Source organism: Streptomyces sp. ADI96-02 (assembly GCF_003846185.1).
GTDB lineage: Bacteria > Actinomycetota > Actinomycetes > Streptomycetales > Streptomycetaceae > Streptomyces.
In genome coordinates this window covers 6,394,616-6,418,807 of record NZ_ML123034.1, presented here as the reverse complement: position 1 = coordinate 6,418,807, position 24,192 = coordinate 6,394,616, and the positions used below count along the sequence as shown (strand labels likewise).

Genomic DNA, 24,192 nt, shown 5'->3' with positions numbered 1-24,192 from the left:
AGATCGCCATGCGCTCCATCATGGCGGGCAGGTCGGGTTCACCGCGCGACGGACGCCACCGTCACCCGGGTCTGTTCGCGGAGTCTGCCGAGGAGTTCCGCCTCGACGCCGTCGTCCACGACGAGGCGGTCCAGGTCGCCGACGGGGCCCACCCGGTGCAGCGCGGTCCGGGCCAGCTTGGTGTGGTCCATGAGCATGACCTTCGTCGCGGCCGACGCCAGCATCGCCCGTTTCACGAGCACCACGTCCTGCTCCTGGTGGTAGGCCATCCTGGCGTCGAGGGCCGATGTCGAGACCGCGACGAGGTCGACGGAGAGCGCCCCCACCGCCTCGACGCAGGGCAGGCCGAGGAAGGAGTCGTGGGTGCGCGAGTACTCGCCGCCCAGGGCGATCAGGCGGATCCCCTCGCACGCGGTGAAGACGTCGACCACGCGGCGGGCGTTGGTGACGACGGTGAGCGGTGCGAGGCCGAGGAGCAGCGGGGCCATGGCGAGCACGGTGGTGGAGTCGTCGAGCATCACCGACATGCCGGGCTCCACCAGTTCGGCGGCGGCGCGCGCGACGGCGTCCTTCTGCGCCGTGTTGACGCCGAGGCGGTAGTCGAGACTCGACTCGAACACCGTGGAGGGCAGGGCGGAGGCGCCGCCGCGGAAGCGCCGCAGCACCCCGCGCCGCTCCAGGTCGTCGAGGTCGCGGTGGACGGTCATCAGGCTGACGCCCGCGAGCCGGGCGAGGGCGGCGCCGGTGGCGGTGCCCTGCTCCACGACGTGGTCGGCGATGAGTCGGCGGCGTTCTTCGGCGGATCTCCTGCTCATGGCGGTCAGTCTCCCGCAGCCCGCGAGGGCGGTGCGGGGGCGGGGGCGAGGGTGGTGGGGACGTTGAGGGAGCGCAGCGCGGTGGCGCCGCCGCGGATCTCGATCTCCGTGAGGGCCGCGTTGTCCAGGCGCGGGAAGGCGTGCCGGTAGCGGCCGAGGGGCAGGCCGAGCAGGTCGCACAGGGCGATCCGCAGCAGCGTGTTGTGGGCGACGACCAGCACCCTGCCGCCGGGGTGCCGGCGGGCGAGGTCGCGCAGGGCCTCGGTGGCGCGGGCTGCGGCGAGGCCGACCGGCTCGGATCCGGGGAAGGCTCCGGAGTCGGCGTCCTCACGGAAGCGGCGTACGGCGTCGGGGTCCTCCCGGGCCATCTCCTCGATCGTCCTGCCCTCGCCCCAGCCGAAGTCCACCTCCCGCAGGCCGTCGAGGACCTCGGGCGTCACGCCGAGCGCCGCGGCGGCGGGGCCGGCGGTCCGGCGCGCGCGGCCGAGCGGCGAGCAGGCGACCGCGTCCACACCGCCGCGGCCGGCCCACGCGCCCAGTTCGGCCGCCTGGTCCAGGCCGCGGGGCGTCAGGGCGACGTCGGTGACGCCGGCGTACCGGTTCTCCGCGTGCCACTCCGTCTCACCGTGCCGGACGAGGAGGAGGCGAGAGGTCATCGGAGGTCCTTGCGGGTCGGGTCGGGGCGGAGTCCGGGCCGGGCCGTCGGCGGCCCGCGACACGCGGAGCGGGCCCGGTGGACGGGCGCGGCGCTCCGCGCGCATTGCCGCTTCACGCAGGCGCTGTTAAATTTAACAGAAATTTCCACAGGCCAAGGGGCCGTCGCCCCCGCTTACGCGCGCTCCGCGCTCCGGCCGGATCGCCCCTCTCGATCGTCCTCCCCGCACGCCCCGGCTCTCCTCGCAGAAGGAATCCGACGTCATGCGCATCCTCGCCGCAGGCGACCACTTCGTCCGTCCCGAGCTGATCCGCGAGGCGGTGAACCGGGAGCTGGCGCGCACGGGCGGCGAGCCGCCGGAGTTCGCCGAACTCACCCTCCCCTGGCCCCACGAGCCGTTCGGACCGGTCGCGGAGGTCCACGAGGCGAGCGGTACGGAGGACGAGATCGTCGAGGCGCTGGACGGGGCGGCCATGTGCGTGACGCAGATGGCCCCGTTCACGGAGCGGGTCCTCGCCGCGTCGCCCGCCCTCCGGTTCGTCGCCGTCTCCCGGGGCGGACCGGTCAACGTCGACCTGGCCGCCGCCACCCGCCACGGGGTCGCGGTGAGCTTCGCCCCCGGCCGCAACGCCCCGGCCGCGGCGGAGTTCGCCGTGGGGCTGATGCTCGCCGCCCTGCGGCACATCGGCTCCGCCGACGCGGAGCTCAAGCGGGGCGTCTGGCGGGGCGATCTGTACGCGTACGAGGAGAGCGGCGGCGAGCTGAGCGGAGCCACGGTCGGCCTCGTCGGCTACGGGGCCATCGGCCGGATCGTGGCCCGGGTGCTGCTGGCCTTCGGCGCGCGGGTTCTGGTGGCCGACCCGTACGCGGACCCGGCGGCCGTCCGGGACGACGGCGTCGAACTCGTCGAGCTGGACGCCCTGCTGAGCCGCAGTTCGGTGGTGAGCCTGCACGCCCGCCTGACCGAGGAGACCCACCACCTGCTCGACCGCCGCCGTCTCGGACTGCTGCCGCCGGGTGCGGTCCTGGTCAACTCCGCGCGCGGGGGCCTGCTCGACCACGCGCCGCTGCCGGACCTGCTCCGCGAGGGCCGGCTCGGGGCGCTCGCCCTCGACGTCTACGACGTCGAGCCGATCCCGGCCGACTGGCCCCTGCGCGATGCGCCGAACGTCCTCACCACACCCCATCTCGCGGGCGCGACACGCCAGACGGCGCACCGAGCGGCGGCGATCACCGCCGCCGAGGTCGGCCGCTTCCTGCGCGGCGAGGAGCTGTCCCACCTCGCGAACCGGGACGTCGTGGGTTCCGGCCGGCCATGACGGCCGGCTCGCGCGTCCTCGAACCCATCGGCCCGCACGGGAGGTACCAGGCGTGAGCACCGTCGTCGGCGTGGACGTGGGAACGTCGGTCACCAAGGCCGTGGCGTTCGACGGGAACGGGCGCGCCCTGGCGTCCGCCTCCCGGCCCTCGCGTCTGGACGTGGCTTCCGGCGGACGGGTCGAGCAGGATCTCGACGAGGTGACGGCGGGCGTGGGCGAGGTCGTGCGCGAGGTCGCCGCCTCGCTCGGCCGGACGCCGGACGCCGTGGCGCTCACCGGGCAGGGGGACGGCCTGTGGCTGCGCGACCAGCGGGGCCGCCCGGTGCGGCCCGCCATCTCCTGGATGGACGCGCGGGCCTCCGCCCTGGTGACGCGCTGGCTGGCGGACGGCACGATCCGCACGGCGTACGCGCACACCGGTTCCGGTATGTTCCCCGGGTGCCACGGCCCGCTGCTGAACTGGCTCCGGGAGCACGAGCCGGAGTCACTGGACCGGGCCGCCGTCGCCGGGTACTGCGTCGACGCGGTGGCCCAGCGCCTCACCGGACAGGTGTGCCTCGACGCCTCCGACGCGACGCTGCCCTTCCTCGACCCCCGTACGCGGGTCTACGCGCCCGCGGCCCTGGAGGCGTGCGGTGTGGCGGACCAGGCGCGGCTGCTGCCGCTCCCCGCCGCACCCGGGACGGTGCTCGGGCTCGACGGTCGCGGCGCGGGGCTGCTGGGTCTGCCGGAGGGGCTGCCGGTCGTGGCCGGACCCTACGATCTGCCGGCCTGTGCGATCGGCAGCGGGGTCCGCGAGGTCGGCGACGGCGTCCTCATCCTCGGCACCACACTCGCCAGCCAGGTGCTGACCGACCGCGTCGACCTCGATCCGCTGGCCGAACCGGCCGGCATGTGGCTGTGCACGCCCGCCCCCGGGCAGTGGCTGCGCGCCATGCCGGCGATGGTGGGGACGGCGGCTCTGGAATGGGTGCTCGCGCTGGTCGGCGCGACCACGGCCGATCTGGACGCCCTGCTCACCGAGAGCCCGCCGGGCGCCCGGGGCGTCCGAGCCTTCCCCTTCCTGTCGGAGGCCGGGGAACGGGCCCCCTTCGTCGAGCCGTCGGCGCAGGGCCGGCTCGACGGGCTCAGCCTGGCCACCGGCCGGGCGGACGCCGTCCGGGCCGTCTGCGAGGCGATCGGGTACGCGGCCCGGCACTGCCTGGAGACGGCGGGGCTCAGCGGCACGCTCGCCCTGTGCGGCGGAGGCGCGCGGTCGGCGATGTGGGCGCGGCTGATCGCCGACGTGCTCGGCCGGCCCGTGCGTATCCCGCTGGAGGAGCAGGTCGGCGCGCTGGGCGTGGTGTCGGTCGCCAGGGCCTCGCTGTCCCCCGGGTACCGGGCGCCCGTGCCGCCCGGCGAGGCGGTCGACCCGCGCGAGGACCTGCGGGCGCTGTACGAGGACGGATACGCGCGCTACCGGGCCGAGTTGGGGACCGCGCGCGGCCAGTGGGCCGCCGGCTCCCGCTGAGGGCCGTCCCGCGTCAGGGGCGCTGGGGGCGTCCCGTCCGGACCCCTTGTTATTTTTGACATGCCCATTGACAGTACTAACGCGGCCGACGTTACGTTGACGCGCGGGAGGTCTTCCGGCTGAGGACCGAGCAGTCGCGGGCCGGCCTTCCGCGCACTGCGGTGAGGCTCTTCTCACCGGACCGGCCCGCTCCTTCGGACCCCGGCGCGGAACTTCAAGGAGAATCCCGTGAGGCAACGTTCCCTCAGAACGCTGGCGGCGATCCTGTCGGTGACGGCGATGACCGCTTCGGGCGCCGCCTGCTCGACGAAGGCGCCGAACGGGTCGGCGGGACCCGGCGGTGCGGGCGGCGGACCGGGCGCGAACGCGAAGATCGCGTTCCTGATGCCCGACCTCGCCTCGACCCGCTACGAGCTCTACGACGCCCCGCTCTTCACGGCGAAGACGAAGGAGCTGTGCGGCGGTTGCGAGGTGCTGTACCAGAACGCGGGCGGCGACGCGGTCGAACAGCAGCAACAGGCGGACTCCGCCCTCGCCCAGGGCGTCGACGTCCTGGTGATCGACCCGGTGGACTCCGCCGCCGCGGCGACGACCGTCCGTACGGCGCAGGGGCGCGGGGTCGCGGTCATCGCTTACGACCGGCCGATCCCGGCCGTCCGCGCCGACTACTACGTCTCGTTCGACAACGAGAAGATCGGCTCGATGATCGGCCGCTCCCTGGTCGACCACCTCAGGGCCACCTCGGCCGAGGGTGGTCTGCTCCAGGTCAACGGATCGCCGACCGACGCGGCGGCGGGCCTCATCAAGAAGGGCATGCGCAGCGCCGTCGACTCCAGCGGTTTCCGCCTCCTCGCCGAGTACGACACCCCGGCCTGGGAGCCCGCCAAGGCGCAGAGCTGGGTCAGCGGCCAGATCAGCAAGTTCCCCGGCGGGATCGCCGGAGTGGTGGCGGCCAACGACGGCACGGGCGGCGCTTCCATCGCCGCGTTCAAGGCGGCCGGAGTGACGGTACCGCCGGTGACCGGAAACGACGCCGAACTGGCCGCCGCACAGCGGATCATCAAGGGAGACCAGTACAACACCATCTCCAAGCCCATCAAAACCGTCGCGGAGGCCGCGGCCACCGCGGCGTTCGCCTTCGTCCGGGGCGAGAAGCCGCGGGGGAACACCGTGCTCTTCGGCACCCCTTCCGAACTCTTCACCCCGACCGTGGTCACCCGCCGCAACATCGCGGAGGTGCTGGTCGGCGGCGGAAAGCCGCTCAAGGCATCCGAGGTGTGCACGCGGACGTACGCGGCGGCCTGCGCCGCGGCGGGCGTCGGGTGACCCTGTCACCGAGGAAGGTCGATCATGTCTGCCGAGTTCCCGTCCTCCCCGGGGCGAGGGGGGCCACTGCTCTCGCTGCGCGGGATCAGCAAGTCCTTCGGCGCGGTCGCCGCGCTCACCGAGGTCGACCTCGACGTCGCCGCCGGACAGGTCGTCGCCCTGGTGGGCGACAACGGCGCGGGAAAGTCCACCCTGGTCAAAGTCCTCTCCGGGGTGCATCAGCCCGATGCCGGCGCCATCGGCTTCGCCGGCCGGTCCGTGACCGTCCCCTCCCCCGCCGCCGCGCAACGGCTCGGCATCGCGACCGTCTTCCAGGACCTCGCCCTGTGCGAGAACCTGAACGTCGTCGAGAACCTCTTCCTCGGGCGCGAACTGCGCGGCCTGCGCCTCGACGAGGTGGCCATGGAGGTCCGCGCCCGCGCCCTGCTCGGGGAGCTGTCGGCGGGAATCCCCTCGGTACGGGCCCCGGTCGCGACCCTGTCCGGGGGCCGGCGCCAGACGGTCGCCATCGCGCGGACGCTCCTCGGCGACCCCCGCGTGATCATCCTCGACGAGCCGACGGCCGCGCTGGGTGTGGCACAGACGGCCGAGGTCCTCAACCTGATCGAACGTCTGAGGGACTGGGGCCTGGGCGTGGTGATGGTCAGCCACAACATGGCGGACGTGCGGGCCGTCGCCGACACCGTGGCCGTCCTGCGGCTCGGCCGCAACAACGGCGTGTTCGACGCGGCCGGCACGTCGGCCTCCGATCTGGTGGCGGCCATCACCGGCGCCACCGACAACGTGGTCAGCCGCCGCGCGACACGGGACAGGGGTCAGGCGTCATGAGCGATCCGGCCACGACCGCGTGCGGTGCCGCCGAAAGCGGGGGACGGAAACCCCCGGCCCCTTCCGGCGGCCCGCGCGACCGCCGAATGCGCGTGCCCGCCCGGCCGCGCGGCGGCGACCTCGGACTGCTGCCCGTCCTCGCCGGGCTCGTCGCGATCTGGGTCGTGATGCAGATCCTCAACCCGCTCTTCCTGTCGAGCGCCAACCTCACGAACCTGGCGCTCGAAAGCGTGCCGGTCGGGATCATCGCGCTCGGAGTCGTCTGCGTCCTCCTCGTCGGCCAGATCGACCTGTCGGTCGGATCGGTCAGCGGGCTCGGCGCGGCCGTCCTCGCCGTCCTCTTCGTGGACCGGGGTCTGCCGGCCTGGCTCGCCGTGGCGGCGGCGCTGCTGCTCGCCGGCCTGATCGGCTGGTTCTACGCCCAGGTGCACAACCGGATCGGCGTACCCAGCTTCGTCATCACCCTCGGCGGCCTCCTCGGCTTCCTCGGTGTGCAGTTGTGGGTCCTGGGGCCCAAGGGCTCCATCAACCTGCCCTTCGACTCGGGCCTGGTGGCCTTCGCCCAACTCCACTTCCTGCCGCCCTGGCTGGCGTACACCCTGGTCCTCGCGGGAGCGGGGACCCTGTACGCGACCGGGGCCGCCCGCGCGGCCGAGCGCCGCCGGGCCGGGCTGCCCGCCGCGTCGCACCGCCTGCTCGCCGGGCGGAGCCTGGCGCTGCTGGCCGGGTCGGGCGCGGCCGTCTGGTATCTCAACCGGGACCGGGGCGTGGGCTGGATGTTCGTGTTCTTCCTCGCCCTGGTGCTGGCGCTCCACTACGTCCTGTCGCGTACGGCGTTCGGCAAGGCGATGTACGCGGTCGGCGGCAATGCGGAGGCCGCCCGGCGCGCGGGCGTCCCGGTGCACGCCGTCCTCACGGCCGCGTTCGTGCTGTGTACGACGCTCGCTTCGCTCGGCGGCGTGCTCGCGGCCTCCCGGCTGGCGGCGGCCAACCAGAGCAGCGGCGGCGGTGACGTCAATCTCAACGCGATCGCCGCGGCGGTCATCGGCGGCACCAGCCTGTTCGGCGGCAGGGGTTCCGCGTTCGCCGCGCTGCTCGGGGTTCTCGTGATCCAGTCCATCTCCAGCGGACTCACTCTGCTGAATCTCGACTCCGCCTACCGGTTCATGGTCACGGGCGGGGTACTGCTGTCAGCGGTGGCCCTGGACGCTGTGGCCCGGCGTTCGCGGGCCGCGCGGGGCCGGGCGTGAGGGGCGGTGTCGAGGTCGCTCGCCGAAAGCGCCCCGGCCCCCGCGGCACACGCCCCCGCCCCGTTCATGCCTTGAGCGCCTGCCCGGTCGCCGCCACCACGACGCGGCGCGGGAGGAGCGAGGTGGCGACGATGGTCAGGCGGTTGCCCAGCCCGGTGACGATGCTGGGCGGAGTGGAGTCGCGGTCCAGGGCGCGCCGGGTCGCGGTGACGACGTCCTCGGCGGTGGCGGCCCGTCCCACCATGGCGTCCTGGCTGCCGACGACGTCGAAGAACTCGGTGCGGGTGGTGCCGGGCGACACGGCCAGCACCCGGAGCGAGGACCTGCGGGTCTCGTGGGCGACCGCCTCGGTGAGGCTGAGGACGAACGCCTTGGTGGCGCCGTAGAGGGCCATGTTCGGCGTGGGCTGGTACGCGGCGGTGCTGGCCACGTTGACCAGCGCGCCGCGCCCGTCGGCCATCAGGTCGGGCAGGAAGGCCCGGGTGATGTCGGCGAGCGCGCCGGTGTTGAGCTGGATCATGCGGGCGATCTCGTCGGGATCCTGCTCGCGGAAGGGACCGTATCCGCCGAATCCGGCGTTGTTCACGACGGTCTGGACGCTCACGTTCCGGTCGGTCAGCTCCGTGCGCAGCCGCTGTCCCGCTCCGGGGCGCGCGAGGTCCGCGTCGACGACGGTGGCGGTGATCCGGTGGCGGGCGACGAGGTCGTCGGCCAGGGCGTCGAGCCGGTCGCGGCGGCGGGCGACGAGCACCACGTCGGCTCCGAGGCGGGCCCACTGGCGGGCGAACTCGACGCCCAGCCCGGAGCTGGCGCCGGTGATCAGAGCGGTGGTTCCCCGGTAGGTCATGGGCATCGTGTTGTACTCCTCTTCAATGATCCCCGGATCATCAATGTAGGCAGTGCCATCATTGTTGTCAACGACAACATCGAAGGGGAGATCACGATGGGCGGTGGGACGTACCACCACGGCAACCTGCGGGCCGGCCTGCTGGCGCGAGCCGAGGCGGTGCTGGAGGAATCCGGGGTGGACGGGCTCTCGCTGCGGAGCCTCGCCCGGGATCTGGGCGTCAGCCACGCGGCGCCGGCCCGCCACTTCCGTGACCGGCAGGCGCTCCTGGAGGCGCTGGCCGCAGGCGGATTCACCCAGCTCAACGAACGTATGCGGGCGGCGGCCGAGGGCGGGGAGCCCGTACGCGAACGGATCGACGCCCTGGGACGCGCCTATGTGCACTTCGCGGTGGAGCACATGGCCCTGCTGAACCTGATGTTCTCCGTCAAGCACGACGCCGTTCCGGACGCGGAGCTGCGGGAACTCGGCCACCAGAGCCTGACCATCGCCGCCGGACTGCTCACGGAGGCGCAGCGGGCGTCGGTCGTCCGTCCGGGCGACCCGACGATGCTGGCGCAGGTCGCCTTCTCGACCCTGCACGGACTCGCGACCCTGTCGGTGGGGTCGCTGCTGGACGACACGCCGCTGGCCGACGCGGTCGACCTGGCGATCGAGGTGCTCATGAACGGGATGGGCGACAACGCGGCGAAGGACGCGGCGACGGTGTCCTGACTCCGCGTCGTGGCGGAGCGGCCCGCTCCGCCACGCCCCGGGCCGCGAGGGCCCAACCGATCAGATTCTCCGAGCGATTACGGCGGGTGCCGCGACCCTCCCCGGGATCGTGGCACAGCGGGCCTCGGGGACGCGTACGCCGGGGCCCGGCCGCTGAGGCCCGTCCTCCTCCGCCGCCACGGCACCGTAAGGACCGTGCCGTTCGCGCACCCCGCGGCGGGCCGGTCCTCCGCGTCGGCCCGGACCGGCCGCGACGCCGTTTGGCCGTGACGCCCGCCCGTGGAAGGGTGATCGTCATGACGACGAATGCGGACGCGGCCCAGAACCTCGACGGGGAGCGGCTGTTGTACGGGTGCATGGGGCTCGGCGGGGACTGGGACACCACACCGTACGGGCCGAAGGACATCGCCGAGGCCGAGGCCGCGGTGGAGGCGGCACTCGACAGCGGGATCACGGTCTTCGACCACGCCGACATCTACCGGCACGGGAAGTCCGAGGCGGTGTTCGGCGAAGTCCTCTCCCGAGCGCCCGGACTGCGCGAGCGCATCGTACTGCAGACCAAGTGCGGTATCCGGCTGGCGGACGGCGACCGGCCGGGCCTGTACGACCTGCGCGGCGACACCATCCTCCGCCGGGTCGAGGAGAGCCTGGAGCGTCTGCGCACGGACGTCGTCGACGTCCTGCTCCTGCACCGCCCGGATCCGCTGGCCGACCCGGCGGAGGTGGCCGGCGCTCTGATGTCGCTGCACCGGCAGAAGCTGGTGCGCGGCTTCGGCGTGTCCAACATGAGCGCCGCTCAGATCGCCCTGCTCCAGGCGCACCTGGACGTTCCCCTGGTCGCGAACCAGTTGGAGATGAGCCTGCACCGCAGGGACTGGGTGGAGTCCGGCGTACTGGTGAACACTCCCGGGGCGGCGTCCGTCGGGTTCCCGCACGGGACGGTGGAGCACTGCCGGGCCGAGAACATCCGCCTCCAGGCGTGGGGCGCGCTGGCGCAGGGCCGGTTCACCGGACGGCAGGAGACGGCCGCCGAGCGGGCCACGGCACAGCATGTCGCTTCGCTCGCGGAGGCGAAGGGCACCACGCCCGAGACGATCCTGCTGTGGTGGCTCCAGAGGCACCCCGCGCGGATCGCACCGGTCGTGGGCAGCGCACGGCCCGAGCGCATCCGGGCGTGCGGCGACGCGGCACGGCGGGCCCCGGAACTCACCCATGAAGAGTGGTACGAACTCTGGATCACCGCCCGCGGCGGCTCGCCTCTGCCGTAACCACGCCGGGGACGGCGGCGGCTGTCCCGCGGCCACGAGCACACATGTGAGGCCCCGGCCGGGACGGCCGGGGCCTCTGCCTCTCCGCCTGCCTCGCCCTCCCCCTCGCCGTCGCCGTACCGACGGCTTCCCGTGGCGTGCGGTGCCGGGACCAAGTCTCCCGCAGGGTTTCTTTGACCTCGCCGCAACACTCGACTAATACGCGCCCTCCTACCATCGCAGTGCGTTGACGCATGGCGCCGCCCTGCGACGCGACGTGGAGGCCGCCGGCCGCGGCCTCCACGCGACCTGCCGCAGCGCGCCGGCCCGTCCCCTCCCGGCTTCGGCCACCCGGAGCGGAACTCTCCGAAGCATCGTTACGACAGGCGAACACAACATGTCCCACTACCGACCGGATCCGACAGGATCACCCCGCACCTCAGCGCCCGATATCGTCGTTCATCGACACACCGCGCACGAGATCATTACGTTTCACGGGCACATGGAGGGCCACGACCGGGAGATCCGGCACGACATCCTGGCCGGGGTGAACCAGCGCCGCCCGCCCAGCGTCGTGATCGACCTCCGCCGGCTGCACCACGCCGATCACCACCTGCTGCAATTCCTGCTGGAAATCCAGCGCGCCCAGACGTCCGCCGGCCGCGTCCTGTTCATTTCGGGCCCCCTCCAGCCGGTCATCGGCCGCCTTTTCGACCTCACCGGCGCCCTCGTCTATTTCACGTTCACCGCCACACCGCCTCTTCCGCAGCGAGGATGCGAGAAGTGCGTGCATCCCGGCCGCCGTATCCCTCGGGGGCGACACAGAACACCGCCCTGTGATGCACCGCGTGATGCGCCGCACGCCGGCCCGTCAGGGACCACGGACAGTCTTTAGGGTAATTCCCTGATCCGCACGGCCCAGGGTCCGATTACGCTGACCCGCGAATTCCGGTGGCCGCCAGGGACCGGGCGAACGGCCCGCTCCCGACCCGACCGCGACGCGCCGCCATGGTTCGCCGAGAAGCACACGCAGAGATCCGGAAGGCGGAGGGCATCAGGCGATGAGGAGCCGCATCGCATTGCTGGCCAGCGTCTCCACGGCCCTATGTCTGATCCTCTTCGCACTTCCCTTCGTGGCCTATCTGAGGAGCAGCTACATCTCGGACGTGGACAAGCTGGCCGACGTCAACGTGCAGATGATCGCCAGCATCGCCGAGGAGCGATCGGCCAAGGTACCCGAGTTGCTGAACGCGCTCGAAAAGGAGCAAGTCCCCGAAGCGCAGGCCCTTGTGTCGCTCAACCGTGGAGCCGCGGTTTTCGGTGACCCCAGTCGTTGCCTGATCGATCGCGGAGCGGAGGCCGACGATCGCGGTACGTCCTTCTCGTGGTGCGGACCACTTCGCGTGGCGGCCAGGTCTCTCGCCCCAGCGGGCGAGCCGGACTCCTGGGCGGTCGTGGCGATCGACACCAGCGGCCAGTGGGATTCCCTCTTCCACACGACGATGATCACCTTGGGCGCGCTGCTCGCACTACCGGCGGTCGCGGTCGTGATCGCGAAGCGTCTGGGACGGTCGATCACCCGGCCCGTGGACCGGCTCGTCGGGGCCGCCCGCCGGGTGAGCCGAGGGGACCTGGGGGCCCGTGTGACGCCTTCGGGGCCGAAGGAGCTCCGCGTGCTGGGGAAATCCTTCAACGAGCTGGTGGGCAGGATCGAGATCCTGATGAAAGCCGAACGCGAGTCCGCCGCCGATCTCTCCCACGGCCTGAGGACTCCGCTCACCGCCCTCGCTCTTCAGGCGGAGACGCTGAAGCACCGACACGAGGCGGAGATGATTCGGAGCTCGGTGACCCGCGTGCAGGAAGTCCTCGACCAGATCATCGATCAGTCTCGCAACCCTGCGGGAGGACAGTTCGAGCGACTGACAGACATCGATGCGATCATCACCGACCGCTTCTTCTTCTGGTGGACCATGCTGGAGGACGAGAAGCGCCCCTGCGAGCTGAAGCGGGCCGGCAGAGCCGTCTTCGTCGCGCTCCCGCCGCGCGACCTCATAGCCGTGATCGACAATCTGATCGACAACGTCATCACCCACACCCCTCCGGGAACGGCCCTCGACGTCTCCCTCACGGTCACCGGGCCGTCGGTCACCTTGACCGTCGAGGACGACGGGCCCGGCATCCGCGACCACCGAGCCGTCGAACGCGGACGCAGTGGCCGGGGGTCCAGCGGCCTCGGCCTCGACATCGTCCGCAGCACCGCTCTTCGAGCCGGGGGCGACGTGGCGATCGAACGGTCGGCGTCCGGCGGAGCCAGAATCGCGGTGTCCTTCCCGACATGCTGACGATTCACCGCGCCGTACCCGCACCCGTCACTCACGGGAACCCCCGACTGAGGCCGCTGGTCTCAGGGCTGTCCCGTGACAGGGTGCGGTCCGTCAGCGTCCGGGGTTCACCACTTTGATTCCCACACCCCTCACCGTGTGGAGATAGGCGGGTGCCGCCGCCGTCTCGCCCAGGTGGCGTCGAAGCCAGGACAGATGCACGGCGAGCGTCTTGTCCGCACAGGACATCTCGTCCTCCCATATCTCCGCCCGCAGCTCGCTCTTGCTGACGACCCGGCCGGCGTTCTCCACGAGATAGGCGAGGATGCGGAATTCCTTCGGCCGGAGCGGCAGAACCCTTCCGTCCAGTTCCGCGGTGTGCCCGCGCGGATCGACGACGAGTCCGCCGATACGCAGTTCCTCCTGCTCGGAAGCCTGCCGGCATCGCCGGGTGACGGCCATCATCCTGGCGTTCAGGACGGAAACGGTGAAGGGCTTGACCAGGTAGTCGTCGGCCCCCAGGCCCAGTCCACGAACGATCTGCGCGTCCGCGTCCCTTCCCGAAGTGATCAGCACCGGGGTGGTCAGGGTCGTGCGCAGCATCTTCAGCACGTCCAGCCCGTCGAGATCGGGCAGACCGAGATCGAGCAGGATGAAATCCGGATTACGTGTCATGGCCATACCCAGGCCCTCGGACCCCGTTCCGCAGGTCACCACCTCGTGCCGCAAAGCCCTCAGCCCGTCGGCGATCCCCTCGCGCACCTTCTCATCGTCTTCGACGATCATTACTTTCACGGGCTGTGCACCTCGATGAGTTGACGCGAGAGAATCACCGATCGAGCATCATGGCATCTCACGCTTAACGTCGGGTTAAACGTGCGCCCGCACGCCGTGCGTCTTCGCGTGGCCTGCCACCGGGCCGAAAGCGCGAATGTCGTACGCCGGTCCGGCTCTCCGGCGTCGTTCCGACAACGCGGCGAGGTGCCGTAGCGGTCGTCCCGCGCCCGCCAGGGATCGCGGACAGCCCTCAGGGGCGTCCGTCTCCGTGGCGCGGCCGGTTTATCCGTCCTCGCACCTCGGTCCAGCGCGGCGTTCACCCCGCTCCCCCTACGTTGACGGAGAAGTCGTCGCCGGGCTCCGAACGCCCGGCTGTTCCCGGCCGTCGCGCGGAGAAACGTGGGCGGGTCCGTGGCGGATCGTCCGGCAGCGGTGGATCCGGACGACCGGCCGAGGACGAACGGGGCCGCCGGTGGACTCCGTCGTCCGCCCAGGGAGTGATGGAACAGCATGTCCGACCAGGAGAAGTCCACCGGAACCGAACCGCGGGCAGCACTCGCGCGCGACGGTGTGCGCGGCACGGGGCGTCATCGCCGGCGCACCGGCCGTCGCGGAGGAGCCGTGCTGCTGACCGTCGTACTCGGCCTGGGGGTACTCGGCGCTTCCGGCGCGGCCTACCTGCTGCGACGGCTGGACGACAGCCTCACCACGGTGGACGTCGACCGGGCCCTGGGCGACCGGCGGCCGTCCGCGGAACCCCGGGGCGCGATGAACATACTGGTCCTGGGCTCCGACTCACGGGCGGGTGCCGACGGCAGATTCGGCCGGGATGAGGGCGGAAGCCGTTCGGACACCGCGATGGTCGTCCATCTCGACGCCGCGGGGCACCGGGCGGACGTGGTCAGCATTCCACGCGACACCCTGATGCGCCGCCCCCGCGGTGCTCCCTGCCGGCAGCACGACAGCGGTGGCCGGATCATGTTCAACGAAGCGCTGTCGTCGGGCGGCCCGGCCTGCGCGGTGGCAGCGGCGGAGCAGCTGTCCGGTCTGCGGATGGACCACTTCGTCGAGATCGGCTTCCAGGGATTCGTCGAGGTGATCGACGCTCTGGGCGGAGTGGACGTCACCACCACCGAGGCGATCCATGACCGATACAGCCACCTCGACCTGCCCGCCGGCAGCCACCGCCTGGACGGGAGGACGGCACTGGCTCTCGTCCGCACCCGGCACGGCGTCGGGGATGGGAGCGACCTCGGGCGTATCGCCCTGCAACAGGCGTTCGTGAAAGCGCTCGCCGCCAGGTTCCGCGCGGTCGACGTGCTCAGGCAGCCCGCGAAGCTGTACCGCCTCGCCGGGATCGGGGCTCGCAGCATCACCACGGATTCCTCCCTCGGATCCGCCAGGGCGCTGGCGGGACTGGCCCACCGGATGGAGGGGGTGGACTCCCGGAACATCACCGCTGTCACGCTCCCGGTCGGCGCCGATACCCGCGATCCCAACCGGGTGGTGCCTCAGGAGGAGCCGTGCCGGTCGCTCTGGAAGGCCCTGCGCGCCGATCGGCGCGTCCCCGACCGAGTACGCGAGGCATCCGGTGAACGGGGAACGGCCGGCGTGGTCAGGTGAGGGCGGTCCCGCGCCAGCCCTGAGGCGGTCCCTGGCGGGAGCGGAGGACTGGGAATTGTTCCTGGGGCCGCGGCACCGTGCCGCACGTAGGAAGGAAGCGCCAGGCCCCTATGCGAATGAGGCTCCGTTGCCAGTCCGGGAGGTCTCTCATGACCAGCACGCGCAGTACCGCCGGGGCGTGCACCCCAACATCGCCACGTGCCCACCTGACCTGTAGCGCCACGCCGCGAACAGCGGTAGAGCCTGACTTCTCCAGAACGCTCCCGCACCGTCGGGACTCCGTGCGGACTGCCAGGTCCGTGACTCGCGCGGCCCTGTCCACCTGGGGTGTCGAGGAAGTCGCGGCGCAGGACGTCCTGCTCGTGGTCTCGGAGCTCGTCACCAATGCCGTCGAGCACGCCCAACCGCCTGTGTGCCTGCACGTCACGCAGAGCGCGGACCACCGCGTCGTCTGCATCGCGGTCGCCGACGGCGGGCCGGCGCCGGCGGACCTCGCTTCGACTCCACCGCCCGAGTCCTTCGACGAAGGCGGCAGAGGCCGGGACGTCATCGCCGCGCTGACCGCCAACCCCGAGACCTCCAAGGGCCGGTACGGGGCTGTTCACTGGGCGGAGGTAGCCGCGGGGGAAGCGGCCTGAGCTGCACGCGCGGGCGCGGGCGGGGCACGTGACCGACGACCGGCTCCGCGCCGGCGGGGTGGCCTCGGGGCCGTTCAGACCTGCGAAAACCGTCGGCCATCGCCGGCCGCCTGTATCACCCGTTCATTTAACTGAACGCCAACACGAGGGAAAAAATACCTGGTTGCTTTTTCTTGAAGTGGCGCTTGCGTACTGTTTGCCGCATTTCTCTTTTCCTCCGCATCGGCTCACGATAGCTTTTCCGGAAAGTCCACCGGAGGAGAAATCCATGCCCAAGTATTTCCGTGCCGTCGCCATGGCCACCGTATCGGTCGCGGCCATGACCGCAGCCGGCCTCACCCCGCAGGCCCACGCCGACGACGGGTCGAAGAAGTGCGAGTCGGACGGGATCTGCTATCTGGTGGTGGGCCCTTCCGACACCGCCGTACGGAACTGGCTTCTCAACGACGTCTGTCCACGGGACGGCGCCACGTGCGAGATCCAGACCGACGGGGTGGAGGACGGGTACGCGCCCGCCGTGAGCCTGGCGGACGCGGCCTCCGGCTTCTCAGTCCTCAACAACTGCGGTTCGGAGACCGCCGAACAGCGGGTGACCTGGGCGTACAGGTCGTCCACGTCGACCTCTGTGGAGATAGGCGGCGGGGCGTCCGTCGGCATAGAGGGCTTGTTCCAGGCGTCGATAGAAACCAAGTACGGAACGAGAGTGGAGGACACGAAGGAGGTCGGAGAGACCGACGTCCTCAAGGCGCCTCCGGGCAAACAGAGCTGGTTCGAACTGAAGCCCGCCGTCAAGACGTACACGGGAACCCTCAAGATAGACACAGGTGTCGACACCTATTTCGAGATCCCTGGGATCAAGGCCTCCTTCCCGAGCCCCGACCACGGATCGATCCTGACCGTACGGGAAGCGCCCGCGCAGTGCGCGACCGGAGCGGCGGTCAATCCGAAACAGCTCAAGGGCGTCGACGAGGGCACGGAAGTCTCCAGCAGGACAGTCGGTAGCTCGTGAGAGCCGTCTGAAAGCCGAGCTCCCGGGGCGGGAGCGGGGCGGAGGACCGTGGCGCGTCGTCCGCGGTCCTCCGTCCGCCGGACGCCGCCGGCTGTCCGCCATCCGCTGCTCGGGCGCCCGGCGACCGCCGCCCGTACCACACGGAAAGTGTCCTGGGTGGAACCCTGCGGCCACCCCGATGGCCTAAGGTCACAGGGAGACTGTCTGGTCTCCCCGTGAAGAGGATGTGTGCAGTGGCCGGTGAGGATGTTTCGGATCGTCTGATCGCCTTGTTGACGGTCCGGGGCGAAGACCTCGGCGCGGAGTGGGCGGACAAGGTGACCGGGTCGCTGGGCGGGCGGGTCAGCCGCGCGGAGGTCCAGCGGGAGCTGGGGGAGATCTTCACCGCGCTGGTGTCGGCTCTGGGCAGCGGCAGCCTGGACGGGCGCGGCGAGGCGTTCGGCGAGGTCCGCGCGCTGCTCGCCGAGCTGTCGCGCAACCGGGCGCAGCAGGGCTTCACGCCCACCGAGACCGCGGTCAGCGTGTTCGCGCTCAAGGAGGTCCTGGAGCCGTCACCGGACGGCGGGGACGGCGACCTGGGGGCGTATGTGACGTTCGCCGGGCTGCTGGACGCGCTGGGCCTGTTCACCATCGAGGTCTACACCCGTGCCCGCGAGGAGCTGATCTCGGCGCAGGCGGAGCAGTTGCTGGAGCTGTCGACGCCGGTCGTGAAGCTGTGGGACGGCGTGATCGGTGTGCCCCTGGTGGGCACGCTGGACTCGGCGCGCACCATGGTGGTGATGGAGAAGATGCTGCAGGCGCTGATCGACACCGGCTCCGAGCAGGCCATCATCGACATCACCGGCGTTCCCGCGGTGGACACCGAGGTCGCGCAGCACCTGCTGAAGACCGTCGTCGCGGCCCGGCTGATGGGCGCGGAGTGCACCATCTCGGGTATTCGCCCGCAGATCGCGCAGACGATCGTGGCCCTCGGAATCGACTTCGGCGACATCGTCACCAAGGCGACGCTGGCCGACGCGCTGCGGCACGCGCTGCGCCGCTCCGGCGTCGCCCTGTCGCGCGCGGTGCCGCAGGCCGGCAGCCGATGAGCGAGCGCGTTCCGGTCCTCCGGATCGGACAGGTGCTGCTGGTCTCCATCCAGACGGACCTCGACGACCAGGCGGTCATGCTGCTGCAGGACGATCTCGCGGCCACGGTGGTGGAGTCCGGCGCTCACGGCGTGGTCATCGACATCACCGCCGTGGAGATCGTGGATTCCTTCGTGGGCCGGATGCTGGCGACGATCGCTTCGATCTCGCGGCTGCTGGACGCGCAGACCGTCGTCGTGGGGATGCGCCCGGCCGTCGCCATCACGCTGGTCGAACTCGGCCTGTCCCTGGGCGGAGTGCGGACGGCGCTGACCCTGGACAAGGGGCTGCGCGTGCTGGAGCAGGCCCGTGCCGGGGCTCAGGGCGAACCTCTGTCCGCGTTCCCGGCCGAGGCCGGTTCCGAGGGCGTCGGGCCGGATACCGCGGCCGGCCGGTGAGCCCCGCCTCCCGTGGCCCGGAGGTTCTGGAGATCACTGCCAACGCCGGGGTGGTACGGGCACGTCAGCTGGTGCGCGCCCTGGCCCAGGAGTGCCGGTTCTCCCTGGTGGAGCAGACCAAACTGATCACGGCCGCCAGTGAGCTGGCCCGTAACACCCTCGTCCACGGCGGCGGCGGCACCATGACCGCCGCCCTGGTGGAGGAACGCGGCCGACGCGGAGCGCGTCTGGTCTTCACCGATCAGGGGCCCGGCATCGCGGACGTCGATCTGGCCCTGACCGACGGCTGGACGTCGGGAGGCGGCATGGGGCTGGGGCTGTCGGGCTCCAGACGGCTCGTGGACGATTTCGTCCTGGACACCGAAGTGGGGCGCGGCACCGTCGTCACCATCACCAAGTGGGTACGGTGACGACGCCCGAGCCACCGCTGCTGGTGGACTGCGAGGACGTGGCCTGGTTCCGCGATCAGCCGGAAGGGGCTCGCGGCGCGGCTGCCGCCCTGGGGCGGCGGATCGGTCTGGGCGAGCGGCGCACGGCCGAACTGGTGCTGGCCGTCGCCGAACTCGCGGGCAACGTCACCAAACACGCCGTCGACGGCTCCCTGCTGCTGCGCGTACTGCGCAACGAGGCCGTGGCCGGGGTGGAGGTCGTGGCGGTGGACGGAGGTCCCGGTATGGCGGACGTCCGGGCCGCTCTGCGGGACGGGATGTCGACGGCCGGCACGCTGGGCATCGGCCTCGGCGCCGTCCAGCGTCTGGCCGACACCTTCGACATCCACTCCCAGGCGGGAGTCGGCAGTGTGCAGTTGGCCCGCTTCTGGCCGCATCCCCGGCCTCGATCGGTGTCCGGTGAGCCCGCCGTCGGCGGGATCACCCGTCCGATCGGCGGCGAGCAGGTCTGCGGTGACGCGTGGTCCGCGCGCACGGACACCGGGCACGCGCCCCAGCCGCAGGACGCAACGCCCGCCGCTCCCGGCGCGGCGGGGCCGGCGCGGCACGACTGGTCGGCCCTGACCGGGATCCGGCCGCACGCGGACCCGCGGCGCGCCTCCGCCCTCGGCCGCTCGGTTCCGGTACGCGCCGCCCTCGCCGGTCCCGGCGAGGGCGTGCTGGTGATGTCGTGCGACGGGCTGGGGCACGGTCCGATGGCGTCGCTGGCCGCGCGGGCCGCGGTCCAGGCCTTCCGCGCCGGAGGCGCGCGGACCCCCGAGCAGGCGATGGAGCAGATCCACCGGGCCCTGCGCGGCACCCGCGGCGCGGCCGTCGCCGTCGCCCGTCTGGAGCCCGGCGGCCGGCTGCTCTTCTGCGGCATCGGAAACATCACCGCCGCGCTGGTCACCACCACGACCCGCGCCACTCTGCTCTCCCACCCCGGCATCGTCGGGCACCAGATGCACCAGCTCCGCACGTACGAACACCGCCTCCCCGACCACGGGGTCCTGGTCATGCACTCGGACGGGCTGAGCGAACGATGGACCGCCGCCGATCTGGCCGGTCTGCTGCACCACCCGCCGGCCCTCATCGCCGCCGGACTGCTGCGGCATGCCGGGACCCGTCGCGACGATGCCAGCGCGGTGGTCGCCAAGGCGCCACGGTGAACACGTCCGTTCCCCGTCCCCGCGATCACACCGCTCTACTGGTCTCGCCGCTCAGCACCGAGCAGGACGTCTTCGCGCTGCGCCGCCGCGCCAAGACCATCGCCCGGGCGGTCGGTCTGGACGGCCGCGACCAGGTACGGCTGGCCACGGCGCTCAGCGAGCTGGGGCGCGATCTGCTGCGCCCCGCCGTGATGACGGCCTCCTTCGCGCTGCAGCAGCACCCGCCCGCCCTCCAGGCCGTCCTGCAGTGGCGTGACGAGCGCACCCCGAGCAGCGAGTCGCTGAACGCCGTCACCCGGCTGCTGCCGCAGACCCGTTTCGAACCCGCTCCCGGCGCCGCGCACCTCCCGGCACCGTCCGCGCCCCGATCCTGCGGGGGCCGGATCGAGATCACCTGTGCCATCTCCGAACGTGCCGCCGGAGACCTCAAGGCGGAACAGGTCCTGGCGCTCCTGGAGTCCGAATCCCCGGCCAGCGCGATCGACGACCTCCAGGCCCAGACCCGGGACCTGATCGCCGCACTGCAGGAGGCCCACGCCCAACGGGACGAACTGGAACGCCTCAACGAGGAGCTGACCGAGACCAACGCCGGGGTGATGGCCCTGTACGCGGAGCTGACGGTCGAGCACAAGGACGTCGTGGAGCGCTTCGGGCAGGAGCACGAGCTGGCCCTGACCCTGCAACGTACGTTCCTGCCCGCCGCCCTGCCCCGTACGCCCGGGGCGGAACTCGCCGTCCGCTATCTGCCGGCCACCTCCTCGACCGAGATCGGCGGCGACTTCTACGAGGCCGTCAACACTCCGCACGGGCTGCTCCTCGCGGTCGGCGACGTCGTCGGCCACTCCCTCCGGGCGGCCACCGTCATGGGCGAGCTCCGGCACGCACTGCGCGCCTACGCGGCCCAGGACCACCAGCCGCACGTCCTGCTCCAGCACCTGGACCGCCTCCTGGGACTGCACCAGCCGGGATGGACCGCCACGGTCTGCATCGTGCTCATCGAACCGGGCAACGCCCGCCTGGAGGTGGCCAACGCCGGCCACCTGCCGCCCCTCCTCCTGACCCCCGGCACCACGCCGCGCTATCTGACGGAACACGGACCGCTGCTGGGCCTGGGCCTGCCGCAGCCCGTCGCCGTCAGCCACGCCATCGAGCCCGGCAGCCGACTGCTCATGATCACCGACGGCCTCGTCGAGACACGTGGCAGCGACCTCCAGGACCGCCTGCGCCTCCTGGGCGCCGCAGCCGCCGACGCACCCGGCGACCCGGAGGCCCTGTGCGACGAGTTGGTGGACGCCTTCGGCACCGACCCGGAGGACGACATCATCGTCTTCGCCGCGCGCCTGCACCCGCCGCCATCGCCCCACTGACACGGCGGCTCCGGCGTCGTCGCCGTCGTCGCGCGTTCGTGCTGTGAGCTGCCCGACGGCGTACGGTGCTTCGCGCACGCGGTGGTCGCCACGCTCGACGCCCCCAGACCGGACGACCGCCGACCGGTGGGCACAGAGGTGAACACCGCCGCGACATGCCTCGCAGGAACACCCACCGCGCGGACGGCGCGATAGGGAGTCTCCAACGCGGCCCGCAAGAGGCCGTCCACGCGAGAGGGATTCCCGAAGTGAACAAGCGCGCGTCGTCACTCGCCACCGTACTGCTGGCCGGCACCTGCCTCTTGGGAACGGCCACGGCCGCCACCGCCTCCGGCGACGGTGGCGACGGCAACACCAAACTCACGGCCATCGCCGTCTCCAACGGTTCGGGGCAGGCCAACGCCACGGTGAACGGCGCGGGCCAGCCGGGTTCCACCAACCCCACGCCTCCCGTGATCGGCGACCCCTCGACAGGCACGCTCCAGTACGGAACGACCGTCGACGCCACCATCGCGAGCGTCAACGTCAGCATGAGCTACTCCTGCCCCACGGGATCCCCCTCGGACTCCCGGATCGACGTCGTCGTCGGGCAGGACAACGGCTCGCAGGGGGTGGCCGGCACCACGGTCACGTGCGACGGGACCGTCAGAACCCTGCAGCTGAACGTCGCCGCCGCGACCACGACCCTGTACGTCCCCGGCCGCACCATCGTCACGATTCAGCTGTACTCCCCCAGCGACCCCAACGCGCTCTTCGTGCACTTCGACACGACAGTGAACATCTGACGGACGTGAGCGGCGGGGCCGGCGGAACACGGGCGGCGCGGGTCGCTCCGGGTGATGCCGGCACCCGCCGCACCGCACGCGCGCGCAGCCTTGTCCGAGCGGCCCCAGGGGAAGATCGGACCGCTCACTCCACCGCGCAGGTATGAACCGCGCCCGCCTCTCGGGCAACCGCCGGGCAACAATGTTGCACACGCCCGTATCACGCGTTTGCATGTATATTGTCGGTATGAAGGCCATAACACTCAAGCGCTACGGATCCGCCGACGACCTGGAGCTCTCCGATCACCCCGAGCCGAAGGTGGCTCCCGGCGAAGTGCTCGTCCGGGTGCGGGCGGCAGGGGTGAATCCGGTGGACTGGAAGCTCGCCGAAGGACGGCTGGACGGGCTGATGGAGAGCCGGTTCCCGCAGATTCCGGGGTGGGACGTGGCCGGCGTCGTGGAGCGCGTGGGGTTCGACGTCGCGGAGTTCGCGGTCGGCGACGAGGTCTTCGGTTACATCCGCAAGGACACGGTCCAGCTCGGCGCCTACGCCGAGCTGGTGTCGGCCCACGTCCGCATGCTCGCGCACAAGCCGGCGTCGCTCTCCTGGGAGCAGGCCGCGGGTCTGCCGCTGGCGGGGCTGACCGCGTACCAGGCCATCGAGCGGGTGAAGGTGGCCGCAGGCCAGACCGTGCTCATCCACGCCGCCGCGGGCGGAGTCGGTTCGCTGGGAGCGCAGATCGCGCGGGCGCGGGGCGCACGCGTGATCGGCACCGCGAGCGAGCACAACCACGCGTTCCTGCGCGGGCTGGGCGTGGAGCCCGTCGTGTACGGAGAGGGGCTGGCGGACCGCGTTCTCGCCCTGGCGCCCGGAGGCGTCGACGCCGTCCTCGACTTCGTCGGCGGAGAGGCGCTGGAGGTCTCCTGGCGACTTCTGCGCGAACCCGGTCGGCTGGCCTCGATCGTGGAGCCCGGGGCCCGGTCCGGCGGCGGCCACTACGTCTGGGTGCGTCCTGACGCCGACGGCCTGGCGGCGCTCGCCCGTCTCGCCGAGGAGGGCAGGCTCAGCGTCCCGGTGGCCCGCGCCCTCCCGCTGGCCGAAGCGGCGGAGGCATGGAGGATCAGCCGTGCGGGCCGCACCCGCGGCAAGCTGGTCCTGACCGTCGGCTGAACCGCACGCCACACCTCGGCCGCGCCCTCTCGCGCGCCCTTCGTCCTGGCCGCGGCGGAGGGCGGTGCGGGCCGAGGGCCGCCGTACGGCGGCTCCCGGCCCGGCGGCGTGGTCAGCCGATCGGTTCGGCCATCGGCACCACGTCGTAGGCCAGCTCGATCACCGCTCCCGTGGCCGGGTCCCCGAGTTCGACGCGCCAGCGGTCGGCGAACTGGTCGACGCCACCCGCCATGGGGATGGTGCCCGAGATCAGCACGGTCCCCGGTCGCAGGTCGCCGCGCTCGCGCAGCACCTCAACCCAGTATCCGGGCGTGAGCAGTTCGGCCAGCGTGCCGTCCTGGATGGCCGTCTCCCGGCCCGCGTGGCTCACCCAGGCCCGCAGCGTCAGGTCGTCCAGCCGCTCCTGCACGTCGGCCAGCCGCCATGCCTGCCGGGCCAGGACGTCAGGGCCCGCGTTCTTGCTCCACGCCACCCCGTGCACCTCCAGGTCGCGGTCGGTGTGGTCGCAGGCGGCGGTCAGCAGCACGTCCCCGTCGGCGTCCACCACCAGGGCCCACTCCGCCTCGCCCGACGTACGCCCGTGCTGCACGCTCACCTGGTCGGTGTGCTGGGCCAGGTAGGGGGCGACGGGGTAGAGAGCGGGGATCACCGACGGGGCCGGCACCCCCAGCTCGGCCAGTTCGGCGACGTGCGCGGCGACGTCCTCCTGGCTGCGACCGGCGTAGCCGGCGTTCAGCACCTGGACGACATCGACGCGCCGGGTGGTGCCGTCGGGCAGTTCGAAGGTCAGGAGTGCCACGGGTCTCTCCACATCTTTCAGGGGTCGCGACGTTGATTGTTTGCGCCAAAGCCTTGCGCATACGACCTGTATACAAGAAGTATGCCGCTA

General features: G+C 71.8%; 24 protein-coding genes. 18 read left to right on the top strand and 6 right to left on the bottom strand.

All coding sequences use genetic code 11. The features are described 5' to 3' along the window. Positions 1 to 38: 38 nt before the first annotated feature. Both EES43_RS28080 and EES43_RS28075 read right to left on the bottom strand, forming a co-directional pair. Complete coding sequence (locus EES43_RS28080) at positions 39 to 815, bottom strand: DeoR/GlpR family DNA-binding transcription regulator (RefSeq protein ID WP_124271357.1); 777 nt, start codon at positions 813 to 815, stop codon at positions 39 to 41. A 5-nt stretch (positions 816 to 820) separates the two neighbouring features. Continuing rightward, positions 821 to 1,471, bottom strand: a complete 651-nt coding sequence (locus EES43_RS28075) for a histidine phosphatase family protein (protein ID WP_124271356.1) — start codon at positions 1,469 to 1,471, stop codon at positions 821 to 823. Between the two features lie 262 nt (positions 1,472 to 1,733). On the opposite strand from EES43_RS28075, the gene EES43_RS28070 reads away from it, so the two are divergent. From EES43_RS28070 to EES43_RS28050, 5 genes are all read left to right on the top strand, one after another. Continuing rightward, entirely contained in the window at positions 1,734 to 2,789 is a 1,056-nt protein-coding gene (locus tag EES43_RS28070; protein ID WP_124271355.1) for a 2-hydroxyacid dehydrogenase, read from the top strand. Between the two features lie 52 nt (positions 2,790 to 2,841). Then, positions 2,842 to 4,299 (top strand): FGGY-family carbohydrate kinase, encoded by a 1,458-nt coding sequence (locus EES43_RS28065; RefSeq protein WP_124271354.1) that lies wholly within the window; start codon positions 2,842 to 2,844, stop codon positions 4,297 to 4,299. A gap of 228 nt (positions 4,300 to 4,527) precedes the next feature. After that, positions 4,528 to 5,625, top strand: a complete 1,098-nt coding sequence (locus tag EES43_RS28060; RefSeq protein ID WP_124271353.1) for a substrate-binding domain-containing protein — start codon at positions 4,528 to 4,530, stop codon at positions 5,623 to 5,625. A 24-nt stretch (positions 5,626 to 5,649) separates the two neighbouring features. Beyond that, entirely contained in the window at positions 5,650 to 6,453 is an 804-nt protein-coding gene (locus EES43_RS28055) for an ATP-binding cassette domain-containing protein (protein WP_124271352.1), read from the top strand. 86 nt (positions 6,454 to 6,539) lie between these two features. Then, positions 6,540 to 7,703, top strand: a complete 1,164-nt coding sequence (locus EES43_RS28050) for a sugar ABC transporter permease (protein ID WP_241192555.1) — start codon at positions 6,540 to 6,542, stop codon at positions 7,701 to 7,703. 64 nt (positions 7,704 to 7,767) lie between these two features. Here the strand turns inward: EES43_RS28050 and EES43_RS28045 are convergent, their stop codons facing one another. Beyond that, positions 7,768 to 8,556: an SDR family NAD(P)-dependent oxidoreductase gene (locus tag EES43_RS28045; RefSeq protein ID WP_124271351.1), complete on the bottom strand. Its 789-nt coding sequence runs from the start codon at positions 8,554 to 8,556 to the stop codon at positions 7,768 to 7,770. A 90-nt stretch (positions 8,557 to 8,646) separates the two neighbouring features. Between EES43_RS28045 and EES43_RS28040 the strand changes: the two genes are divergently transcribed. After that, positions 8,647 to 9,264 (top strand): TetR/AcrR family transcriptional regulator, encoded by a 618-nt coding sequence (locus EES43_RS28040; RefSeq protein ID WP_124271350.1) that lies wholly within the window; start codon positions 8,647 to 8,649, stop codon positions 9,262 to 9,264. Positions 9,265 to 9,560: 296 nt separating this feature from the next. Continuing rightward, the gene (locus EES43_RS28035) at positions 9,561 to 10,532 is read left to right on the top strand and encodes an aldo/keto reductase (protein ID WP_241192554.1); all 972 of its coding nucleotides are present in this window, start codon (positions 9,561 to 9,563) and stop codon (positions 10,530 to 10,532) included. Positions 10,533 to 10,950: 418 nt separating this feature from the next. On the opposite strand, the gene EES43_RS28030 is transcribed toward EES43_RS28035, so the two are convergent. Then, positions 10,951 to 11,304 (bottom strand): hypothetical protein, encoded by a 354-nt coding sequence (locus EES43_RS28030; protein ID WP_124271349.1) that lies wholly within the window; start codon positions 11,302 to 11,304, stop codon positions 10,951 to 10,953. Between the two features lie 268 nt (positions 11,305 to 11,572). On the opposite strand from EES43_RS28030, the gene EES43_RS28025 reads away from it, so the two are divergent. Beyond that, positions 11,573 to 12,853 carry a sensor histidine kinase gene (locus tag EES43_RS28025; protein WP_124271348.1) on the top strand — a complete coding sequence of 427 codons (1,281 nt, stop codon included), beginning with the start codon at positions 11,573 to 11,575 and terminating at the stop codon, positions 12,851 to 12,853. Positions 12,854 to 12,946: 93 nt separating this feature from the next. Here EES43_RS28025 and EES43_RS28020 read toward each other — a convergent pair whose 3' ends face one another. Further along, positions 12,947 to 13,618 (bottom strand): response regulator transcription factor, encoded by a 672-nt coding sequence (locus tag EES43_RS28020; protein ID WP_124272186.1) that lies wholly within the window; start codon positions 13,616 to 13,618, stop codon positions 12,947 to 12,949. A gap of 501 nt (positions 13,619 to 14,119) precedes the next feature. On the opposite strand from EES43_RS28020, the gene EES43_RS28015 reads away from it, so the two are divergent. The 10 genes from EES43_RS28015 to EES43_RS27970 all read left to right on the top strand — a co-directional run bounded on the left by EES43_RS28015 (position 14,120) and on the right by EES43_RS27970 (position 23,303). Further along, positions 14,120 to 15,232: an LCP family protein gene (locus EES43_RS28015; RefSeq protein ID WP_124271347.1), complete on the top strand. Its 1,113-nt coding sequence runs from the start codon at positions 14,120 to 14,122 to the stop codon at positions 15,230 to 15,232. Between the two features lie 110 nt (positions 15,233 to 15,342). Beyond that, a complete protein-coding gene (locus EES43_RS28010) occupies positions 15,343 to 15,870 on the top strand; it encodes an ATP-binding protein (RefSeq protein WP_346774338.1) in 528 nt (175 codons plus the stop codon). A 268-nt stretch (positions 15,871 to 16,138) separates the two neighbouring features. Beyond that, entirely contained in the window at positions 16,139 to 16,879 is a 741-nt protein-coding gene (locus tag EES43_RS28005; protein WP_206430138.1) for a hypothetical protein, read from the top strand. A 224-nt stretch (positions 16,880 to 17,103) separates the two neighbouring features. Further along, positions 17,104 to 17,967, top strand: a complete 864-nt coding sequence (locus EES43_RS28000) for an STAS domain-containing protein (protein WP_124272185.1) — start codon at positions 17,104 to 17,106, stop codon at positions 17,965 to 17,967. Further along, positions 17,964 to 18,404 carry an STAS domain-containing protein gene (locus EES43_RS27995; RefSeq protein WP_124271344.1) on the top strand — a complete coding sequence of 147 codons (441 nt, stop codon included), beginning with the start codon at positions 17,964 to 17,966 and terminating at the stop codon, positions 18,402 to 18,404. The genes EES43_RS28000 and EES43_RS27995 overlap by 4 nt, the downstream gene beginning before the upstream one ends. After that, positions 18,401 to 18,814: an ATP-binding protein gene (locus tag EES43_RS27990; RefSeq protein WP_124271343.1), complete on the top strand. Its 414-nt coding sequence runs from the start codon at positions 18,401 to 18,403 to the stop codon at positions 18,812 to 18,814. The genes EES43_RS27995 and EES43_RS27990 overlap by 4 nt, the downstream gene beginning before the upstream one ends. Next, complete coding sequence (locus EES43_RS27985) at positions 18,802 to 20,001, top strand: SpoIIE family protein phosphatase (protein ID WP_124271342.1); 1,200 nt, start codon at positions 18,802 to 18,804, stop codon at positions 19,999 to 20,001. The genes EES43_RS27990 and EES43_RS27985 overlap by 13 nt, the downstream gene beginning before the upstream one ends. Then, positions 19,998 to 21,368, top strand: a complete 1,371-nt coding sequence (locus tag EES43_RS27980) for a PP2C family protein-serine/threonine phosphatase (RefSeq protein ID WP_206430222.1) — start codon at positions 19,998 to 20,000, stop codon at positions 21,366 to 21,368. The genes EES43_RS27985 and EES43_RS27980 overlap by 4 nt, the downstream gene beginning before the upstream one ends. 248 nt (positions 21,369 to 21,616) lie before the next feature. After that, positions 21,617 to 22,153 carry a hypothetical protein gene (locus EES43_RS27975; RefSeq protein ID WP_124271340.1) on the top strand — a complete coding sequence of 179 codons (537 nt, stop codon included), beginning with the start codon at positions 21,617 to 21,619 and terminating at the stop codon, positions 22,151 to 22,153. Positions 22,154 to 22,379: 226 nt separating this feature from the next. After that, positions 22,380 to 23,303: an NADP-dependent oxidoreductase gene (locus tag EES43_RS27970; protein WP_124271339.1), complete on the top strand. Its 924-nt coding sequence runs from the start codon at positions 22,380 to 22,382 to the stop codon at positions 23,301 to 23,303. A gap of 112 nt (positions 23,304 to 23,415) precedes the next feature. Here EES43_RS27970 and EES43_RS27965 read toward each other — a convergent pair whose 3' ends face one another. After that, entirely contained in the window at positions 23,416 to 24,102 is a 687-nt protein-coding gene (locus EES43_RS27965) for a DUF2848 domain-containing protein (RefSeq protein ID WP_124271338.1), read from the bottom strand. Positions 24,103 to 24,192: the final 90 nt, after the last annotated feature.

What these genes read in the sequence shown, in the direction of transcription:
- EES43_RS28080 (WP_124271357.1), bottom strand. Translation starts at nt 815, where the DNA reads ATGAGCAGGAGATCCGCCGAAGAACGCCGCCGACTCATCGCCGACCAC.
- EES43_RS28075 (WP_124271356.1), bottom strand. Translation starts at nt 1,471, where the DNA reads ATGACCTCTCGCCTCCTCCTCGTCCGGCACGGTGAGACGGAGTGGCAC.
- EES43_RS28070 (WP_124271355.1), top strand. Translation starts at nt 1,734, where the DNA reads ATGCGCATCCTCGCCGCAGGCGACCACTTCGTCCGTCCCGAGCTGATC.
- EES43_RS28055 (WP_124271352.1), top strand. Translation starts at nt 5,650, where the DNA reads ATGTCTGCCGAGTTCCCGTCCTCCCCGGGGCGAGGGGGGCCACTGCTC.
- EES43_RS28050 (WP_241192555.1), top strand. Translation starts at nt 6,540, where the DNA reads ATGCGCGTGCCCGCCCGGCCGCGCGGCGGCGACCTCGGACTGCTGCCC.
- EES43_RS28045 (WP_124271351.1), bottom strand. Translation starts at nt 8,556, where the DNA reads ATGCCCATGACCTACCGGGGAACCACCGCTCTGATCACCGGCGCCAGC.
- EES43_RS28040 (WP_124271350.1), top strand. Translation starts at nt 8,647, where the DNA reads ATGGGCGGTGGGACGTACCACCACGGCAACCTGCGGGCCGGCCTGCTG.
- EES43_RS28035 (WP_241192554.1), top strand. Translation starts at nt 9,561, where the DNA reads ATGACGACGAATGCGGACGCGGCCCAGAACCTCGACGGGGAGCGGCTG.
- EES43_RS28030 (WP_124271349.1), bottom strand. Translation starts at nt 11,304, where the DNA reads ATGCACGCACTTCTCGCATCCTCGCTGCGGAAGAGGCGGTGTGGCGGT.
- EES43_RS28025 (WP_124271348.1), top strand. Translation starts at nt 11,573, where the DNA reads ATGAGGAGCCGCATCGCATTGCTGGCCAGCGTCTCCACGGCCCTATGT.
- EES43_RS28020 (WP_124272186.1), bottom strand. Translation starts at nt 13,618, where the DNA reads ATGATCGTCGAAGACGATGAGAAGGTGCGCGAGGGGATCGCCGACGGG.
- EES43_RS28015 (WP_124271347.1), top strand. Translation starts at nt 14,120, where the DNA reads ATGTCCGACCAGGAGAAGTCCACCGGAACCGAACCGCGGGCAGCACTC.
- EES43_RS28010 (WP_346774338.1), top strand. Translation starts at nt 15,343, where the DNA reads ATGCGAATGAGGCTCCGTTGCCAGTCCGGGAGGTCTCTCATGACCAGC.
- EES43_RS28005 (WP_206430138.1), top strand. Translation starts at nt 16,139, where the DNA reads ATGCCCAAGTATTTCCGTGCCGTCGCCATGGCCACCGTATCGGTCGCG.
- EES43_RS28000 (WP_124272185.1), top strand. Translation starts at nt 17,104, where the DNA reads ATGTGTGCAGTGGCCGGTGAGGATGTTTCGGATCGTCTGATCGCCTTG.
- EES43_RS27995 (WP_124271344.1), top strand. Translation starts at nt 17,964, where the DNA reads ATGAGCGAGCGCGTTCCGGTCCTCCGGATCGGACAGGTGCTGCTGGTC.
- EES43_RS27970 (WP_124271339.1), top strand. Translation starts at nt 22,380, where the DNA reads ATGAAGGCCATAACACTCAAGCGCTACGGATCCGCCGACGACCTGGAG.